Genomic DNA, 14,125 nt, shown 5'->3' with positions numbered 1-14,125 from the left:
TGGAACTACTTGGCGTCGGCGATGTCCCCGACGAGCTGGATCTTGCCGTTCTTCTGCACGTACAGGTTCACCGTGGCCTGCGCGACCTCACCGTTGGACTGGAACTTGACGGTGGTGGTGATGCCCTGGAAGTCGAGCTTGCCGATGGCCTCGTTGACGGCCTCGCGGGTGAGCGCGGTGGTGCCGGCGATCGACTTCATGGCCTCGATGAGCGCGTTGGTGGCGTCGAACGCCTCCGGCGAGTACGTCGAGGACGGGGCGTTGAACTTCTTCTGGTAGTCGGTGTTGAAGGTCTTCGCCGCCTCGGGCGCGGTCGGCGCCGTGGCGTCGAGGCAACCGCACGCGAAGTAGTAGTTGTTGCCCGCCGCGCCGGCAGCATCGGTGAAGACCGACGACTTGCCGCCGTTGCCCGAGATGCGGAAGCCCTTGTAACCGGCCGTGGTGAGCGCGCGGGTCAGCTGGGCCGCCTGCGCGTCGTAACCGCCGTAGTACATCGCCTGGGCCTTGGAGGCCACGACCTGCTGGGCGATGGTGGGGTAGTTCTGGGTGTTCTGCTGCGGCAGCGAGGCGTTGGTCAGCTTGACCTTGCCCTTGAGGTTGGCGCGCACGACGTCCGCGACACCCTTGCCGTAGGTGGTGGCGTCGTCGATGACGAAGACGCTCTTGTACTTCTTGGCCAGGTACTCGGCGGTCGCCTTGCCCTCGACACCGTCGGTCGGGACGATGCGGTGGAAGGTCGTGAAGCCGGACTTGGTGAGGTCCTCGTTGGTCGCCGACGGGCTGATGAGGCCCATGCTGGCGGCCGCGTAGGCCTTGCCGGTCGCGGCGGTCGGGCCGGAGAAGGCCGGGCCGACGACGCCGAGGACGGACGTGTCCTGGATCAGCTTCTGGGCAGCGGCCGGGGCCTTGGTGTCGACGCCACCGTCGTCGGCCTGCGCGACCTTCAGGGTGAAGCCGAGGTCGCCCTTGGCGTTGGCCTGCGCGACCGCGAGCTCGACGGCGTTGACCTCGTTGATGCCCAGCTGCTTGTTGTCGCCGGTGAGGGCGCCCTGGAAGCCGATGCTGAAGGTCTTGCCCGCGTTCGGGCCGGCGCCGCCGCCGTTGCTGGAGGACTTGCCACCGCCGCCGCCGAGGCCGCCGCCTCCGCTGGACTTGCCGCCGCCGCCCGAGTCGCTGCCGCAGCCGCTCAGGGCCATCGATCCGGCCGCGGCGAGAGCCACCATGCCGGTCACTAGACGAAATCGCACTACAAAGCCTCCTGTGAGGGCTGTCATGAACCTCGGTCGTCCTGGATACGTCCGACCGGCTGCCGGGACGTTAGCCGATCACGACACCCGCCGGAACACTGCCGAACGGCCTTCGTTCGCGTCGTGACCAAATCTCAACCACGGACGCGCCCGGTTTGTCGGGGTTACGCCTCGGTAGCGGCGTCCGGGGTGGCGGTGTGCGAGGACGGCGCCTCCGCGGCGGCGGCGTCCGCCGGCTGGTCGTCACCGGAGAGGATCAGCTCGGCCACGACCTTCATCGGACGGCGGTTGTCCATCGCCGCGCGCTGGATCCACCGGAACGCCTCGGGCTCGGACAGGCCGTGCTCGGTCATGAGCGCGCCCTTGGCGCGCTCGATGAGCTTGCGGGTCTCGAGGCGGTCCTTGAGCCCGGTCACCTCGTCCTCGAGCGCACGCATCTCGGCGAAGCGGGTCGTCGCCATCTCGATGGCGGGAAGCAGGTCGCGCTTCTGGAACGGCTTGACGAGGTAGGCCATCGCCCCCGCGTCGCGGGCGCGCTCGATCAGGTCGCGCTGGCTGAAGGCGGTCAGCATGACGACCGGCGCGATGCGCTTCTCGGTGATCTGCGCGGCCGCGGCGATGCCGTCGAGCTTCGGCATCTTGATGTCGCAGATGACCAGATCGGGGTCGAGCTCGGTCGCGAGCGCGACGGCCTGCTCGCCGTCGGCGGCCTCGCCGACGACGTCGAGACCCTCCTCCTCGAGCATCTCGCGCAGGTCGAGGCGGATGAGCGCCTCGTCCTCGGCGATCAGGACGCGCAGGCCCTGCTGCGGCGAGGGATCGGACGGTGCGGCAGACATGGGGCGGTCTCCGATCAGGCCGACATCGTTGGCGACGAGTGCGAGAGCCAAGATTAGCCGGGTTACGATTTCCAACACATCACGCCCCTGTGATGGAACCGGGAGACATGGCGTCCTCAAAAGGCGCTGCCGAAAGGCGTGTGGGTTCGAGTCCCACCGGGGGCACCGAAACTGTCGTGGGTCCGAGGCACAGTCGGGCCATGTACCCGCTCGAAGTGCGTGAACTCGCCCGTCGGCGGGTGGCCGCGGGCGAAACCACGGTGGCGGTGGCCGCGGACCTCGGGGTCTCGCAGAAGGCCGTGTGGCGCTGGGCCCGTGGCGAGTTCGCGTCCGACGACTCGTCGAGTGCCCGATGCCCTCTCGCCGACGGCGGCCCGCCCGCGGGGCCCTACTCCTACCTCCTCGGCCAGTACCTCGGCGACGGCCATCTCGTCACCGGCTCGCGGGTGCCCACGCTGCGCATCTACACCTGCACCGACTACCCGGGCATCGTCGACGAGACCTGCGCTGCGGTCCTCGCCGTCCGGGGGTCCGAACCGGCCCGACTGCGCGCGGCGCACACCGACCGGATGATCAAGATCCGGTCCTACTGGAAGCACTGGCCCTGCCTCTTCCCGAAGCACGGGCCGGGCATGAAACACACCCGTCCGATCGTGCTGGCCGAGTGGCAGCGGGCGATCGTCGACGAGCACCCGTGGCCGCTGATCCGGGGCCTGATCCACTCGGACGGCTGCCGCGTGATCAACCGCGTCGTGGTCCGGGGGGTCACGTACCGCTACCCGCGTTACTTCTTCAGCAACACGTCCACCGACATCCTCGCGATCTTCGGGGCGGCGTGCGATCGCGTCGCGGTGGCCTGGCGCCGCAACCTGCCGAACTCGATCTCGATCGCGAAACGCGAGGCGGTGGCGCTGATGGACGAGCACGTGGGCCCCAAGTGCTAACCCGGCAGTTGCGTGACCTCGATCTGCTGGTCGGGCGTGAAGCGGAACGCGGTGATGCCGACGAGCGCTCCGGTACCGCGGTCGACCGAGACGACGTAGACGAACGCATCGTGGTTCAGCGGCCCGACGGTGAGGCTCGAGGCGAAGGTGCGGTCGACGGCCTCCTCGCCCGGCGCGCCGCCGGCCGAGCCGCCGGTGAACTGGCTGCCGTCCCCGCCGTCCGGCAGCGGCACCGTGACCGGCCCGTCCTGCCGGTGCGTGTGTCCGGTCAGCGCGAGGGTGGCGTGTCCGCACCCCTGCTGCAGGGCCTGGTCTCCCACCTGCGGGTCGTGGGCCACCACGATCAGCGGCTTCTGGTCGTCGCACGCGCGTTGCGCGATGCCCTTCGCCTGCTTCTGCAGCGCCGCGGTCCGCGCGGCGGCGCTCGCCGGACGGATGCCCTCGCCGTACCGGCTGGTGCGGGGGTCGGGGCTGCCGACGAACCGCAGGCCGTCGGTCTCGACGACCGTCGGCCCGCCGGGGTCGTCCGCGTCGTCGAGCACCTTCATGCCCTGGTCGCGCTCGGCCGCGATGGTGGTCGGCGAGTCGTGGTTGCCCCCGGCCATCACGTCCGTCACGTCGGCCCGCTTCGACTGCTGGGCCAGGCCGCGCGTGCACGCCGACTCGAAGGCGAACGTGCCGCTGAACGCGTCGTCCCCGGCGCTCACCAGGGTGTGCACGCCCAGCTTCTCGAGCAGCGTGACGGTCACCCGGTCCATGCCCGTGTTGCAGTGCCGGTCGGTGACGAACCCGAAGTGCGCGACGTCGAACTCGCCCTCGGCACCGGACGGGGCGCCGGACTGCACGGACGGCGAGCCCGACGCGGCCGCTGCGTTCGGCGTCTCCCCCGGCAGGGTCACCGGGTCGGCCTGCAGTCGGGCGACGAGTCTGTCGCGCAGCTTGTCGTAGTAGGAATCGGTCTGCCCGGCGTAGGTGCGGATGTAGTCGCGGGCCGCGACCAGCACGGGTGCGAGCAACCCGCTGACCTCCACGTCGCGCAGCGGGGTGTCGGCGAGCACCGGGTTGCCCTCGACCTGCTGGCGCGCCGGCAGGTGCGAGCGCGCCGACGGCAACTGCGCGATCGCCAGCACCACGACCGCGGCCGCCGCCGCCCGCACCGTCCAGAGTCGTTCCCGCCGCAGGTAGGCGCGGGTGGTCGCCCGCGCGGCACCGTCCGGGTCGTGCACCGCGTCGTAGCGCGTGCGCCACCGCCGGTAGGCCCACCGCGCGACGACGACGAGCAGCGCCGTCGCCGCGCCCGCGACCATCCAGCGCACGAAGTGCCAGATCATCTCGTGGCGGATGTCGCTGACCAGCTGTTCGGGGTCGCTGTAGGCGGCGACGTACGCCGGCAGCACGTCGGTGTTGACCTTGCCGTCACGCACGAGTTGGGAGGCGTCGAAATCGAGGGTTGCGCGCACCCCGACGGGCTCGCCGAGCACGGCACGGTCGGTGGCGCGCGTCAACGTCACCACTCCGGTGACGCCCACCTGGTCGACGGTGCGCCCCGGTTCGAGCCGGATGCGGGCATCGCTGCCGGCGATCTCGACGTGCGCCGGCGTCAGCACCCCGACGACGACACCGACGAGTGCGCCGACGACGGCCACGAGCATCACGAGCAGCACCCGGCCGGCCCGGCGCCGTCCGTCGCTCCGCCCTGTCTGCGTCATCGCTCACGACAGTAATAGCGTCGCCCGGGTGAGCGAGCCGAAGGACCCCGCCGACAACTCCGCCGACAACTCCGCCGACAACTCCGCCGACAGCCCGACCGATGACCCGACGGATGACCCGACCGATGACTACGCCGGCGCCACCGTGCCGCACATGACCGCGGACGAGTTCCGCCGGCAGGGGCATGCAGTCGTCGACTGGATCGCCGACTACCACGAGCGGCTCGAGTCGTTCCCCGTGCTGGCGCAGGTCGCGCCCGGCGACGTCCGCGCCACGCTGCCGGCGGCTCCGCCCGAGACCGGCGAACCGTTCGACGCCGTGCTCGCCGACCTCGACGCGTGCGTGCTGCCCGGCATCACGCACTGGCAGCACCCGTCGTTCTTCGCGTACTTCCCCGCCAACGTGAGCGGCCCGGCGATCCTCGGCGACCTGATCGCGTCCGGGCTCGGCGTGCAGGGCATGCTCTGGGCCACCTCGCCCGCGGCGACCGAGCTCGAGACCCATGTGCTCGACTGGCTGGCCGACCTGCTCGACCTGCCCGCCCGGTTCCGGTCGTCCGGCACGGGCGGCGGCGTCATCCAGCACACCGCCTCGGACGCCGCGTTGGTGGCACTGGTCGCGGCGCTGCACCGGGCCAGCGGCGGGCGCACCGAGAGCGATGGCACCGGCAGCGGTGGGTTCACCGTGTACACCTCGCACCAGACCCACTCGTCGGTCGCGAAGGCGTGCCGGCTCGCGGGTCTGGGCACGCAGCGGCTGCGCCTCGTCGACGTCGACCCCGCCGGCCACGCCGCCCGGCCCGAGCATCTGCGGGAGCTCATCGCGGCCGACGTCGCCGCCGGGCTCACGCCGGCGCTCGTGGTCGCCGCCGTCGGCACCACCGGCACCGGTGCCGTCGACCCGGTGCCCGAACTGGCGACGATCGCGCGGGACGCCGGCGCATGGGTGCACGTCGACGCGGCGTGGGCCGGTGTCGCCGCCGTCGCGCCCGAGTTCCGGTACCTCAACGCGGGGCTGGACCTCGTCGACTCGTACGCCACCAACCCGCACAAGTGGCTGCTGACCAACTTCGACTGCGACACGTTCTGGGTCGCCGACCGCACCGCGCTCGTCGGCGCGCTGTCGATCCTGCCCGAGTATCTGCGCAACGCGGCCAGCGAATCGGGCGAGGTCATCGACTACCGCGACTGGCACGTGCCGCTCGGCCGGCGCTTCCGAGCCCTCAAGCTGTGGGCGGTCATCCGCTGCTACGGCGCCGAAGGCCTTCGCGCACATGTGCGCAAACATGTCGCGCTCGCCCGGGAGTTCGCGGCCCGGGTCGCGTCCGACGACCGGTTCGAGCTGGCCGCACCGGTGTCGTTGTCGCTGGTGACGTTCCGGCTGCGGGCCGGCGACGACGCCACGCGCACCCTGATGGACACCGTCAATGCCTCGGGGCGCATGTACCTGACCCACACCGTGGTGAACGGCGCCGTCGCGCTGCGCCTGGCGATCGGCTCGCCGTGGACCGAGCGGCGACACGTCGAGGCGGCGTGGGAGCAGCTGCGCTCGACCGCGTGAACCTCAGGCGCGGGAGCGCACCCTGATCATGCCCTCCTGCACCACCGACGCCAGCTGAACGCCGTCGCGGGTGAAGAACCGTCCCGAGGCGAGGCCCCGTCCGCCCGACGCCGACGGCGAGGACGACGCGTAGAGGAACCACTCGTCCGCCCGGAACGGCCGCTCGAACCACACCGCGTGGTCGAGCGAGGCGATCGCGATCTCGTCGATGTCCACCGCCAGCGCGTGCCGGGCGAGCACCGCGTCGAGCAGCGTCATGTCCGAGGCGTAGGTCAGCACGCACGCGTGCAGCAGCGGGTCGTCGGGCAGCACGCCGTCGGCCCTCATCCACACCCGGCTGATGCCGTCGCGCGGACCCTTCTCCCGCTGCGCCCAGGTGGGGTCGTCGGCGAAACGCAGGTCGATCGGCTTCGGCATCTGCCGCCAGTGGTCGATCGCCTGGCTGCTCTCGCCGAACCGGTTCGTGATGCGCGGCAACGACTCGGGGTCGGGCGCGTCGGGCATCGGCGACTGGTGGTCGATGCCGTCCTGCTGCAGCTGGAACGACGCCGACAGCGAGAAGATCGTCTGCCCGTTCTGCATGGCGATGACGCGTCGCACCGAGAACGAGCGTCCATCGCGGACGCGGTCGACCTCGTACACGATCGGTTTGGTCGAGTCGCCGGCCCGGATGAAGTACGAGTGCAGCGAGTGCACGTGCCGGTCGGGATCGACGGTGCGCCCCGCCGCGACCAGGGCCTGCCCGGCGACCTGGCCGCCGAACACGCGCAGCCAGCGGGTGCGCATGCTCTGCCCGCGGAAGATGTCCTGCTCGATCGGCTCGAGGTCGAGCAGGGCTACGAGCGTGTCGACCGCCGGCTGACCCTCGAGCCCGTCGGTGGCCGGGTCACCCATGCCGCAGGACGTCCCCGATGTGGTGCACCCGGATCGTGTTCGTGGCGCCCGGGGTCGACGGCGGCGTGCCCGCCACCACGATGACCAGGTCGTGGGGGTGGCACACGCCGCGGCTGACGAGCGCGGAGTCGACCTGGCGCACCATGTCGTCGGTGGTGTTGACCGTCCACACGAGGTGCGCCTCGGCGCCCCAGAGCAGCGCCATCTGCCGTTGCACGGACTCGAGCGGCGTGAACACGAGCAGGCGCTGCGCCGGCTGCAGCCGCGACAGCCGCCGCGCGGTGTCGCCGGTCTGCGTGAACGCCACCAGCGCCACGGCGCCGAGCGAGTCGCCGATGTCTCGGGCCGCCTTGACCAGCGCGCCGCCGGACGTGCGCGGGTTGTGCTGCAGGCCGCCGGCGCGCGGCCCGGAGTCCTCGACGGACCTGATGATGCGGGCCATCGTGGCGACCGCCTGCACCGGGTAGCGGCCCACACTCGTCTCGCCCGAGAGCATCACGGCGTCGGCGCCGTCGATGACCGCGTTGGCGACGTCGGACGCCTCGGCACGGGTGGGGCGCGAGTGCGTGATCATCGACTCGAGCATCTGGGTGGCCACGATGACCGGCTTGGCGTTGTCGCGGCAGATCTGCACCGCCCGCTTCTGCACGACGGGCACCTGCTCGAGCGGCATCTCGACGCCGAGGTCGCCGCGGGCGACCATCATGCCGTCGAAGGCGAGCGCGATCTCCTCGAGCCGGTCGACCGCCTCGGGCTTCTCGAGCTTCGCGATCACGGGGACGTGGACGCCGACCTCGTCCATGACGTGGTGCACGAGCTTGACGTCCTCGGGATTGCGCACGAACGACAGCGCGACGAAGTCGACACCGAGGCGCAGCGCGAACTCGAGGTCGGCGGAGTCCTTGTCGGACATCGCCGGCACGCTCACCGCCACGCCGGGCAGCGACAGGCCCTTGTTGTTGCTGACCACGCCGCCCTCGGCGACGTCGCAGACGACGTCCGTGCCGTTCTCGACGTCGACCGCGATGAGCGCGACGTTGCCGTCGTCGACGAGCAGCCGGTCGCCGGGGCGGACGTCCTCGGCGAGCTGCTTGTACGTCGTCGAGACGCGGTCGTGGTCGCCCTCGACGTCCTCGACGGTGATGCGCACGCGCTCGCCCGTGGCCCAGGTGACCGGCCCGTCGGCGAAGCGGCCGAGGCGGATCTTGGGGCCCTGCAGGTCGGCGAGCACGGCCACGTTGCGGCCGGCCGCCTTCGCGGCGTCCCGGATCTCACGGTACCGGCGGCCGTGGTCGGCGTGCTCGCCGTGGCTGAAATTGAGGCGGGCGACGTCCATGCCCGCCTCGACGAGGGCACGGGCCCGCTCCGGTGTGTCGGTCGCGGGACCGAGGGTGCAGACAATCTTCGCGCGCCGGATCACGCTGCTCAGCCTAGGCGGTCGCGGTGCGCTCGGACAGCAAACGCTTCCGGAACGTCAGCGGCCGCGCGGTGCCCGGGCGAGCCAGACCAGCGCCAGCACCGGCAGCACGGCAGGCAGGAACCCGTACCCGCTGCCGTAACCCGACCAGACGGTCGTGTCCGGGAAGTCGCGGCGGACGGTCCAGCTGAGCGTGCCCACCACGAGCACGCCCACGAGTTCGATGCCGCACGCGACCCAGGCCAGTGGACGCGCCCCGCCGAGCAGCGCGACGAACGCGACCACGTAGATGACGGCCGCGACCGCCGACAGCACGTACGCCAGCGGCGCGTCGGAGTACTTGGTGACGAGTTCGAACGACGCGCGGCCGGTGGCCGCCACCGCCAGCACCCCGTAGAAGAAGACGAGCACCCGGCCCGGTCCGGTGCGCAGCGCCCGGCGGTCAGCCACCGGGCGTCCAGAGCTGGTCGACCCGGGCGAACAGCACGGCCACGACCACCGCGCCGACGGCGATGATCACCGGACCCCAGCGCGAGCGCTCGAACAACCCCACCAGCACGGCTGCCGGCATGATCAGCACGAGGCCGATCAGGTAGGAGATGGCCAGGGCGAGCGACGACGTGCGGTGCCCGCCGGCCAGGTCGACGACGCGGACGGCGACGTAGGCGAGCACCGCCAGCTCGAGCAGCCCGGCGATCACCACCTCGCGGGTGTCGGCCGCCTCGTCGCGCCGGTAGCACCACGCGGCGTCGACGACGACCGCGAGCGCGAGTACCAGCGCGACCACCGTCGCGACGAGCACCATCGCCATTCCTCCGCTTCCCGGCCCGACCGGCTGTGACACGCCGGCGTGTCCACCACCGTTCCAGCCGGGAAGGCGTGGTGCGGCGGCGGGTCAGCCCTTGGCCGCCGCCATCACCGCGGCGTCGACGTCCTCGCCGTTCGCCTCGGCCCGCTTGGTCGCCTCGACGACCTTCGCGAAGTCGCGCGGGACGACCGCGGTGAAGCGCGCGACGGCCGACGGCCAGTCGGCGAGCAACGCGGCGGCGACCGGCGAGTCGGTGTGGGCGTGGTGCGCGGCGACGATCGAGCGCAGCCGCTCGGACTCCTCGTCCGGGACCGGCGCGAGATCGACCAGCTCGCGGTTCACGAGGTCGGTGTCGAGGTCGAGCACGTACGCCCAGCCACCCGACATGCCCGCGCCGACGTTGCGGCCCGTCTCGCCGAGGATGACCGCGGTACCGCCGGTCATGTATTCGAGCGCGTGGTCGCCCACGCCCTCGGACACCACCGTGGCGCCGGAGTTGCGGACGCAGAACCGCTCCCCCACGACGCCGCGCAGGTAGATCTCGCCCGCCGTGGCCCCGTAGGCGATGACGTTGCCCGCGATGACGTTGCGTTCGGCGACGAACGGGGCGTTCTCGTCCGGGCGGACGGCGATGACGCCCCCGGACAAGCCCTTGCCCGCGAAGTCGTTGGTGTCCCCGTACAGCCGCAGCGTGATGCCGCGCGGCACGAACGCGCCGAACGACTGCCCGCCCGACCCCCGGAACGTCACGTCGATCGTGCCGTCGGGCAGACCCGCGGCTCCGTAGCGCCGGGACACCAGCGAGCCCAGCATCGTGCCGACCGTGCGGTTGACGTTGCGCACCGGCAGCTCGAGCTTGACGGGCGAGCCGTCGAGCAGCGCGCCCTCGCACAGCTGGATCAGCGTGTTGTCGAGCGCGGCGTCGAGGCCGTGGTCCTGCTCGCGGGAGCGGTGCAGCGTCTGGCGGTAGGGGTTGGCCGGCACGGACAGGATCGGCGACAGGTCGAGACCGTCCGCCTTCCAGTGCTCGATGGCCTTGGCCGTGTCGAGCACCTCGACGTGACCGATCGCCTCCTCCAGCGAGCGGAACCCGAGCTGCGCGAGCAGCTCGCGCACCTGCTGGGCGATGAACTCGAAGAAGGTGACGACGAACTCGGGCTTGCCGCTGAAGCGCTCGCGCAGCACCGGGTTCTGGGTGGCGACGCCGACCGGACAGGTGTCGAGGTGACAGACGCGCATCATGATGCAGCCCGACACGATGAGCGGTGAGGTGGCGAAGCCGTACTCCTCGGCGCCGAGCAGCGCGGCGATCACGACGTCCTTGCCGGTCTTCATCGCGCCGTCGACCTGCACCGTGATGCGGTCGCGCAGGCCGTTGAGCAGCAGCGTCTGCTGGGTGTCGGCGAGGCCGAGCTCCCAGGGCAGGCCGGCGTGCTTGAGCGAGGTCAGCGGCGCGGCGCCCGTCCCCCCGTCGTGGCCGGAGATGAGCACGACGTCGGCGTGCGCCTTGGACACGCCCGCGGCGACGGTGCCGACGCCCGCCTCGGACACCAGCTTGACGTGCACCCGCGCCTGCGAGTTCGCGTTCTTGAGGTCGTGGATGAGCTGGGCGATGTCCTCGATCGAGTAGATGTCGTGGTGCGGCGGCGGCGAGATGAGGCCCACGCCCGGCGTCGAGTTCCGGGTGCGCGCGATCCACGGGTAGACCTTGTAGCCCGGCAGCTGGCCGCCCTCGCCCGGCTTCGCACCCTGCGAGATCTTGATCTGCAGGTCGTCGGCGTTGACGAGGTAGTGACTGGTGACGCCGAAGCGTCCGGACGCGATCTGCTTGACGGCCGAGCGGCGCAGGTCGCCGTTCTCGTCCGGAGTGAAGCGGCGCTCGTCCTCGCCGCCCTCGCCGCTGTTCGACCGTCCGCCGAGGCGGTTCATCGCGATCGCCAGCGTCTCGTGCGCCTCGGCCGAGATGGAGCCGTAGCTCATCGCGCCGGTGGCGAAGCGGGTGACGATCGACTCGACCGGCTCGACCTCGTCGATCGGCACGGGCGGACGGTCGCCGGCCTTGAAGTCGAACAGGCCGCGCAGCGTGCCGCCCTCGCGGTTGAGGGCGTCGACCTTGTCGGCGTACTGCCGGAACACGTCGTACTGCCGCGAGCGGGTGGCGTGCTGCAGCAGGAAGACCGTCTCGGGGTTGAACAGGTGCAGCTCGCCCTCGCGACGCCACTGGTACTCGCCGCCGACGTCGAGGCGGCGGTGCGCGCGGGAGGTGTCGACGAGCGGGTAGGCGGCCTCGTGCCGCTTCTCGACCTCGGCGGCGATCTCGGTCAGCCCGATGCCGCCGAGCCGCGACGGCGTGCCGCCGAAGAACTCGTCGACGAGCGGCTGCGCGAGACCGAAGGCCTCGAACACCTGGGCGCCGGTGTAGCTCTGGATGGTCGAGATGCCCATCTTGGACATCACCTTGAGCACGCCCTTGGACAGGCCCTTGACGTAGTTGGCGATCGCCTTGTCGGCGGTGACGCCCTCGATCTGGCCCGAGGCGACCATGTCGTCGATCGTCTCGAAGGCGAGGTAGGGGTTCACCGCGGCGGCGCCGTAGCCGATGAGCAGCGCGATGTGGTGCACCTCGCGCGCCTCGCCGGTCTCGACGACGAGGCCCGCCTGCGTGCGCTGACCGGTGCGGACGAGGTGCTGGTGCACCGCGGACGTCAGCAGCAGCGCCGGGATCGGGGCGTGGTCGGGGTCGCAGTCGCGGTCGGACAGGATCAGGATGCGCACGCCCGCCTCGACCGCGGCCGAGCACTCGCGCCGCACCCGCTCGAGCGCCGCGGCCAGGGCCTCGCCGCCGCCGTGCACGCGGTAGCGGCCGTCGATGAGCTGGCAGCGGAAGCCGGGCATGTCGCCGTCGGCGTTGATGTGCCAGATCCTGGCGAGTTCCTCGTTGTCGATCACTGGGCGCGGGATGACGATCTGCCGGCACGAGGCGGGGCCCGGGTCGAGCAGGTTCAGCTCGGGGCCGATGCCGCCGGCCAGCGAGGTGACCAGCTCCTCGCGGATCGCGTCCAGCGGCGGATTGGTGACCTGCGCGAACAGCTCGGTGAAGTAGTCGAACAGCAGCCGGGAGCGCTTCGACAGCACCGCGACGGGCGTGTCGGTGCCCATGGACCCGATCGGCTCGGCGCCGGCGGTGGCCATCGGCCCGATGAGCAGCCGCAGCTCCTCCTCGGTGTAGCCGAAGATCTGCTGGCGGCGCACGACCGACTCGTGGCTGAACACGGTGCGCTCGCGGTCGGGCAGCTCACCGAGCTGGATCAGCCCGGCGTGCAGCCACTCGGCGTACGGGTGCTCGGCGGCCAGCTCGGTCTTGACCGCGTCGTCGTCGCGGATCTCGCCGCGCTCGGTGTCGACGAGGAACATGCGGCCCGGCTGCAACCGGCCCTTCGCGACCACCGTGGCGGGGTCGAGTTCGAGCACGCCCGACTCGCTGCCCAGCACGACCAGACCGTCGGACGTCTGCCACCACCGTCCCGGACGCAGGCCGTTGCGGTCGAGGACGGCACCGATCACGGTGCCGTCGGTGAAACTGACGCACGCGGGCCCGTCCCACGCCTCCATGACGCACGAGTGGAACTCGTAGAAGGCGCGGCGGTCGGCGGCCATGTCGGGGTTGTTCTCCCAGGCCTCCGGGATCATCATCAGCACCGCGTGCGGCAGCGAACGTCCGCCGAGGTGCAGCAGTTCGAGCACCTCGTCGAACGTCGCCGAGTCCGACGCGTCCGGGCTGCAGATCGGGAACAGCCGCTTGAGGTCGCCCGGGATGAGGTCGCTCTTGAGCAGCGCCTCGCGGGTGCGCATCCAGTTGCGGTTGCCGCGGATGGTGTTGATCTCGCCGTTGTGGGCGATGTAGCGGTACGGGTGCGCCAGCGGCCACGACGGGAACGTGTTCGTCGAGAACCGGGAGTGCACCAGGCCGATCGCGCTCTCGAAGCGCTCGTCGCGCAGGTCGGGGAACACCACGCCGAGCTGATCGGTGGTGAGCATGCCCTTGTAGACGAGGGTGCGGGTCGACAGCGACGGGAAGTACAGCTCCAGCTGCGCCTCGGCGGCGCGCCGCTCGGCGACCTTGCGCAGCGCGAACGCGCGCCGCTCGAGCTCCATGCCCTTGGCGCCGTCGGCGCCGCGCACGAACAGCTGGCGGAAGGCGGGCATCACGCTGCGGGCGGTGGACCCGAGGCCGTCGGTCACCGTCGGCAGGTCGCGCCAGCCGAGGACCGTGAGGCCCTCGGACGCGGCGACCGTCTCGACGAGCTCGACGACCTGCTCGGCCTCGTCGCCGGCGGGCAGGAACGCGTTGCCCACGGCGTACCCGCCGCGCTCGGGCAGCTCGAAGTCGACCACGTCGCGCAGGAAGCGGTCGGGCACCTGCACGTTGATGCCCGCGCCGTCGCCCGAGGACGGCTCGGCGCCGGCGGCGCCGCGGTGGTCGAGGTTGTGCAGTGCCGTCAGCGCCTGCTCGACGATGCGGTGCGACGCGCGCCCGTACTGGTCGGCGACGAAGGCGACGCCGCAGGCGTCGTGCTCGAACTGGGGGTCGTAGAGGCCTTGCGGCTCGGGCAGCGCGGAGAACGGCACGCGGGACTCCCGTCGGGGTCGAGTACGGCGAAGGGACGACGTCGGCCCGGGTCAGCGGCACCACATTACCTGCAGGT

Annotated in this window: 10 protein-coding genes and 1 tRNA gene; 3 read left to right on the top strand and 8 right to left on the bottom strand. The window is 71.5% G+C overall.

The features are described 5' to 3' along the window. Positions 1 to 5: 5 nt before the first annotated feature. Together ACYVP9_RS13475 and ACYVP9_RS13470 are read right to left on the bottom strand one after the other, a co-directional pair. Entirely contained in the window at positions 6 to 1,223 is a 1,218-nt protein-coding gene (locus ACYVP9_RS13475) for a branched-chain amino acid ABC transporter substrate-binding protein (protein ID WP_460605382.1), read from the bottom strand. Positions 1,224 to 1,411: 188 nt separating this feature from the next. Continuing rightward, a complete protein-coding gene (locus tag ACYVP9_RS13470; protein WP_460605381.1) occupies positions 1,412 to 2,086 on the bottom strand; it encodes an ANTAR domain-containing response regulator in 675 nt (224 codons plus the stop codon). Between the two features lie 83 nt (positions 2,087 to 2,169). Between ACYVP9_RS13470 and ACYVP9_RS13465 the strand changes: the two genes are divergently transcribed. Continuing rightward, a tRNA-Leu gene (locus ACYVP9_RS13465) sits at positions 2,170 to 2,251 on the top strand. Positions 2,252 to 2,286: 35 nt separating this feature from the next. Then, the gene (locus ACYVP9_RS13460; RefSeq protein WP_460605380.1) at positions 2,287 to 3,030 is read left to right on the top strand and encodes a transcriptional regulator; all 744 of its coding nucleotides are present in this window, start codon (positions 2,287 to 2,289) and stop codon (positions 3,028 to 3,030) included. Here the strand turns inward: ACYVP9_RS13460 and ACYVP9_RS13455 are convergent. Further along, positions 3,027 to 4,739: a hypothetical protein gene (locus ACYVP9_RS13455; RefSeq protein ID WP_460605379.1), complete on the bottom strand. Its 1,713-nt coding sequence runs from the start codon at positions 4,737 to 4,739 to the stop codon at positions 3,027 to 3,029. The two genes, ACYVP9_RS13460 and ACYVP9_RS13455, sit on opposite strands and share 4 nt — an antisense overlap. A 154-nt stretch (positions 4,740 to 4,893) precedes the next feature. Here ACYVP9_RS13455 and ACYVP9_RS13450 point away from each other — a divergent pair, with 154 nt between their 5' ends. Next, positions 4,894 to 6,300: an aminotransferase class V-fold PLP-dependent enzyme gene (locus ACYVP9_RS13450; protein ID WP_460605537.1), complete on the top strand. Its 1,407-nt coding sequence runs from the start codon at positions 4,894 to 4,896 to the stop codon at positions 6,298 to 6,300. Positions 6,301 to 6,303: 3 nt separating this feature from the next. Here ACYVP9_RS13450 and tesB read toward each other — a convergent pair whose 3' ends face one another. The 5 genes from tesB to gltB all read right to left on the bottom strand — a co-directional run bounded on the left by tesB (position 6,304) and on the right by gltB (position 14,048). Further along, positions 6,304 to 7,194, bottom strand: coding sequence for an acyl-CoA thioesterase (gene tesB / locus ACYVP9_RS13445; RefSeq protein WP_460605378.1), 891 nt, complete (start codon positions 7,192 to 7,194; stop codon positions 6,304 to 6,306). Further along, positions 7,187 to 8,614 carry a pyruvate kinase gene (gene pyk / locus ACYVP9_RS13440; protein ID WP_460605377.1) on the bottom strand — a complete coding sequence of 476 codons (1,428 nt, stop codon included), beginning with the start codon at positions 8,612 to 8,614 and terminating at the stop codon, positions 7,187 to 7,189. Before pyk ends, tesB begins: the two co-directional genes overlap by 8 nt. Before the next feature lie 54 nt (positions 8,615 to 8,668). Further along, on the bottom strand, positions 8,669 to 9,061 hold the full coding sequence (locus ACYVP9_RS13435; RefSeq protein WP_460605376.1) for a hypothetical protein: 393 nt from the start codon (positions 9,059 to 9,061) through the stop codon (positions 8,669 to 8,671). Beyond that, positions 9,054 to 9,422, bottom strand: a complete 369-nt coding sequence (locus ACYVP9_RS13430) for a hypothetical protein (RefSeq protein ID WP_460605375.1) — start codon at positions 9,420 to 9,422, stop codon at positions 9,054 to 9,056. Before ACYVP9_RS13430 ends, ACYVP9_RS13435 begins: the two co-directional genes overlap by 8 nt. Before the next feature lie 84 nt (positions 9,423 to 9,506). After that, a complete protein-coding gene (gltB, locus tag ACYVP9_RS13425) occupies positions 9,507 to 14,048 on the bottom strand; it encodes a glutamate synthase family protein (RefSeq protein ID WP_460605374.1) in 4,542 nt (1,513 codons plus the stop codon). Positions 14,049 to 14,125 lie beyond the last annotated feature (77 nt).

It is taken from the genome of Jatrophihabitans fulvus, assembly GCF_054781375.1.
The sequence above is the reverse complement of the archived record's forward strand: the minus strand, read 5'-3'. Positions and strand labels throughout refer to the sequence as shown.